Annotated in this window: 3 protein-coding genes and 1 pseudogene; 1 reads left to right on the top strand and 3 read right to left on the bottom strand. The window is 63.0% G+C overall.

The features are described from left to right. Window positions 1-109: pseudogene (locus tag B384_RS20585) on the bottom strand (oxidoreductase); the annotation flags it as partial. 31 nt (window positions 110-140) lie between these two features. Between B384_RS20585 and valS the strand changes: the two are divergent. Then, the gene (gene valS / locus B384_RS0109385) at window positions 141-2759 is read left to right on the top strand and encodes a valine--tRNA ligase (protein WP_026041082.1); all 2619 of its coding nucleotides are present in this window, start codon (window positions 141-143) and stop codon (window positions 2757-2759) included. 87 nt (window positions 2760-2846) lie between these two features. Here valS and B384_RS0109390 read toward each other — a convergent pair whose 3' ends face one another. Continuing rightward, complete coding sequence (locus tag B384_RS0109390; protein ID WP_019482860.1) at window positions 2847-3476, bottom strand: mycothiol-dependent nitroreductase Rv2466c family protein; 630 nt, start codon at window positions 3474-3476, stop codon at window positions 2847-2849. Between the two features lie 80 nt (window positions 3477-3556). Further along, entirely contained in the window at window positions 3557-4849 is a 1293-nt protein-coding gene (gene clpX, locus B384_RS0109395) for an ATP-dependent Clp protease ATP-binding subunit ClpX (protein WP_024475453.1), read from the bottom strand. Window positions 4850-4984: the final 135 nt, after the last annotated feature.

Below are 4984 nucleotides of genomic sequence, written 5' to 3' on the forward strand. Positions count from 1 at the left end.
CCCGCCACCCCTGGGCCGCGAGCAGGCGGACCGTGGCCTGCCCAATGCCGGTGCTGGCTCCGGTAACAACTGCTGCTCGCTGCGCTGGCGTGATCTGGGTGGAAGTCATGGATCCAACTTATCGTGAAACAATTGCCGGTATGGCTGAACACACTCCGGGCACAGACACGCCCGCAACAGTAAATGTCCCTGACAAACCGGTTCTTGAGGGTCTCGAGTCCCGGCTCGCCGCACAGTGGCGGGCGGATGGTACCTACACCTTCGACCCCGAGACGTCCCGGGCGGAGGTGTATTCGATTGACACTCCCCCACCCACGGCATCAGGTTCGCTGCACGTAGGCCACATGTTCTCGTACACCCAGACCGACGTCGTCGCCCGGTATCAGCGGATGCGCGGCAAGAACGTGTTCTACCCGATGGGGTGGGACGACAACGGTCTGCCCACTGAACGCCGCGTCCAGAACTACTATGGTGTGCGCTGCGACCCCTCGGTCGCCTACGACGCCGGCTACACCCCTCCCGCTGAGCCGCCCAAGAACCAGCGCGACTTCGACGCCGTCTCGCGCCGGAACTTCATTGAGCTGTGCGAGGAGCTCGCGGTCCAGGACGAACTGGTGTTTGAAAACCTGTTCAGCACCCTCGGCCTCTCGGTTGACTGGAACCTGACGTACCGCACCATCGACGACACGTCCCGTGCCGTCAGCCAGCGCGCGTTCCTGGAGAACCTCGCCGGCGGCGACGCGTACCTTGCCGAGGCTCCCACCCTCTGGGACGTCACGTTCCGCACGGCAGTGGCACAGGCCGAACTCGAAGACCGGGAACAGCCGGGCGCCTACCACCGGATCGCGTTCCACACCCCCGGTGGGGAGAAGATCTTCATCGAATCGACCCGCCCGGAACTTCTGCCCGCCTGCGTGGCGTTGGTGGCGAATCCCGACGACGAGCGGTATCAGCACCTGTTCGGCACCACTGTCACGTCGCCGCTGTTCGACGTTGAGGTTGAAATCAAGGCGCACCCGCTGGCGAAGCCCGACAAGGGCACCGGCATTGCCATGATCTGTACCTTCGGTGACCTCACCGACGTCATCTGGTGGCGTGAGCTGCAGCTGCCCACCCGCGCCATTGTGGGCCGCGACGGCCGGATCCGCTCGGAAACCCCCGAGTGGATCAGCACGGAGAAGGCACAGGAAAACTATTCGGCCATCGCCGGGAAGACCGTTTTCAGCGCCAAGGAAGGCGTCGTTGCTTTGCTGCGCGCCAGCGGGGAGCTGGAGGGCGAGCCAAAGAAGGTGGTCCACCCGGTCAACTTCTACGAGAAGGGCGACAAGCCGCTCGAGGTTGTCACCAGCCGCCAGTGGTACCTCCGCAACGGCGGCCGCGACGAGGCCAAGCGGGAGAAGCTCATCCAGCGCGGCCGGGAGATCGACTTCCACCCCGCGTTCATGCGGTCCCGGTACGAGAACTGGATCGAAGGACTCAACGGCGACTGGCTGGTCTCCCGGCAGCGTTTCTTCGGCGTCCCGATTCCGGTCTGGTACCGCCTCGACGCCGACGGGGAGCCTGACTACGAGGCTCCGATCGTGCCGACCTACGAGGCACTTCCCGTGGACCCGGCAGCCGAACCGGCTCCCGGCTTTGAGGAGAGCGCCCGCAACCAGCCGGGTGGTTTTGTCGGTGAGAACGACGTGCTGGACACGTGGGCGACGTCGTCGCTGACGCCCCAGATTGTGGGCGGCTGGCCGAAGAACCCCGACCTGTTCGCGAAGGTCTTCCCGTTCGATCTTCGACCGCAGGGCCACGACATCATCAGGACCTGGCTGTTCTCGAGCGCCGTCCGCGCCGATTCGCTGCAGGATTCGGCACCGTGGCGCCATGCCGCGCTGTCCGGCTGGATCCTGGACCCGGATCGCAAGAAGATGTCCAAGTCCAAGGGCAACGTGGTGGTCCCCACCGACGTGCTCGAGGAATTCGGGGCCGACGCCGTCAGGTACTGGGCTGCCTCAGCCAAGCTGGGCGCCGACACGGCCTATGAGATTGCGCAGATGAAGATTGGGCGGCGGCTGGCCATCAAGCTGCTGAACGCGTCGAAGTTTGTGCTGAACCTTGGTGCCACCGAGCACACGGTCCTCACCGATGACACCTCGGTGGTCACGAACCAGCTGGATTTGTCCCTGCTGGCTCAGCTGGGACAGGTCATCGACGCGTCGACTGCCGCGTTCGAGAAGTATGACTACGCCAAGGCTCTGCAGCTCAGCGAGACGTTCTTCTGGTCCTTCACGGATGACTACGTGGAGCTCATCAAGGACCGCGCCTACGGTGCTGCCGGTGAGGCCGAGCAGGCGTCGGTACTGGCCACCCTCGCGACCACTCTCGATGCGATGCTGCGGATGTTCGCGCCGTTCCTTCCCTTCGCTACCGAGGAGGTCTGGAGCTGGTGGCGCAGTGGATCGGTGCACCGGACCGAATGGCCGACGTCGGGCCACCTCGCCGGAACCATCCGCACCGCCGATACCGGCGTGTTGGGCACAGTGGCGCTCGCCCTCGGCGGCATCCGCCGGTCGAAGTCCGAGGCGAAGGTGAAGCAGCGCACCGAGGTGCTCAGCGCCGTCGTCAACGGCTCTGCTGCGCAACTGCGCCAGCTCAACGCCGGCCTGAACGATCTGCTGGCGGCAGGCAATGTGCGCGAGCTGCACCTGGCCGAAGCCGAGGGTGAGCTGTCGGTGTTCGAGGTGGAACTGGCTCCAGTCGAAGCGGTCTAGCCTGCAGCTGACGCAATCCTGAAAGAGGGAGGCCCCGCAGACCGATTCGGTCTGCGGGGCCTCCCCCTCTTTTTCGGTTACTGCTAACTAGTCGAAGGAAGGGCTCTCGGTGCGTGAGCGTTTCAGTTCGAAGAATTCCGGGAATCCGGCGAGCATGACGGCGCCGTCGAAGATGCGTCCTGCGTCTTCGCCCCGGGGGATGCGGGTCAGGACGGGGCCGAAGAAGGCCGTGCCGTTGAACGCGACCACGGGGGTGCCGACTTCATCGCCCACCCGGTCAATTCCGTCCTGGTGCGAGGCGCGGAGCTGGGGGTCGTATTCCTCGCTGGTGGCGTAGTCCGCGAGTTCGGCGGGAAGTCCGACTTCCTCGAGGGATTCGCGGATCACTGCAGCGAAATCCTGGTTCTTTCCCTGGTGAATCCGGGTGCCCATTGCATCGTAGAGCTTCTTGATGTTGTCATCACCGTGGAGTTCAGCTGCGGCAACGATGACCCGGACGGGCCCGTAGGCCTGCTTCATGAAGTCCTGGTATTCCTGGGGAAGATCACGGCCGTCGTTGAGCACGGCCAGGCTCATGACATGCCAGTCCACCTTGATGCTGCGGACCTTCTCCACTTCCTCAATCCACCGGGAGGTGATCCAGGCGAAGGGGCAGGCGGGATCAAACCAGAAATCGGCCTTTTGGACATTGTCGGCGGGAACAATCGTTTCAGTCATATTCCCTACAACCCGGGTACCAACCGGCGTATTCCGGCCGGACGCCGAAATTTCCGGCGTTAGGCCGACTTGTTCCGGCGTTAGGCCGACTTGTTCCGGCGCTTCGCAACGACGTCGTGCGAGATCAGCGTGGGTTCCGCCTTCTTGGCGACCACATCTTCAGTGATGACAACCGTGGCAATGTCATCCCGGCTGGGCAGGTCGAACATCACGGGCTGAAGGACTTCCTCCATGATGGCGCGCAACCCGCGGGCCCCGGTTCCCCGTTCGAGCGCCTGATCGGCGATGGCCTCGAGAGCCTTCGGCTCAAAGGTGAGCTCGACGCCGTCGAGCATGAACATTTTCTGGAACTGCTTGATCAGGGCGTTCTTCGGTTCGGTCAGGATCTGCATCAACGACTTTTGGTCGAGGCTGGTCACCGTGGTGATGACCGGCAGACGTCCGATGAACTCGGGAATCAGGCCGAACTTGAGCAGGTCCTCGGGCATAACGTCGCCGTAGCTGGCTTCCTCACTCTTGAGTGAGGACAACGGGGCGCCGAAGCCGATCCCCTTGCGTCCCGCACGGGAGCCGATGATCTCTTCCAGGCCAGCAAATGCACCCGCAACGATGAACAGGACGTTGGTGGTATCGATCTGAATGAATTCCTGGTGCGGGTGCTTGCGGCCGCCCTGGGGCGGCACCGAGGCGACAGTACCCTCGAGGATCTTCAGCAATGCCTGCTGCACGCCTTCACCGGATACATCGCGGGTGATTGACGGGTTCTCGCTCTTGCGGGAGATCTTGTCGATTTCGTCGATGTAGATGATGCCCTGCTCGGCCTTCTTGACGTCGTAGTCAGCGGCCTGGATGAGCTTCAGGAGGATGTTCTCAACATCTTCCCCCACGTAGCCCGCCTCGGTGAGCGCCGTGGCATCCGCGACGGCAAAGGGGACGTTCAGCCGGCGGGCCAGGGTCTGCGCGAGATAGGTCTTGCCGCAGCCGGTGGGGCCGATGAGGAGGATGTTCGACTTGGCGATCTCCACGTCCTCGGCAGGCACCGCGTCGGAGAGGTTTCCCGTGCTCCGCGGGGCATGCCCGGACTGGATCCGCTTGTAGTGGTTATAGACGGCGACGGCGAGGGACCGCTTGGCGGGTTCCTGACCGATTACGTATTCCTGCAGAAAATCGAAGATCTCGCGGGGCTTCGGAAGCTCGAAGGTGCCAAGGTCAGCTACCTCGGACAGCTCTTCCTCGATGATCTCGTTGCAGAGATCGATGCATTCATCGCAGATGTACACACCCGGGCCGGCAATTAGCTTCCGGACCTGCTTCTGGCTTTTCCCACAGAAAGAGCACTTAAGCAGATCTGTGCTCTCACCAATGCGAGCCATGTGTCAGTCCCCTTACGTGGATCTGTTGAAATCGACACCCGATATCCGAGCTGATGGAACCGGGCTACCTTCCACTCTAGGACAATTGGCGCGGCTATGAAGCACCAAAAGGCCCGTGGTGCGATTGTTTCGCAC

It is taken from the genome of Arthrobacter sp. TB 23, from assembly GCF_000294595.1.
GTDB lineage: Bacteria > Actinomycetota > Actinomycetes > Actinomycetales > Micrococcaceae > Arthrobacter_D.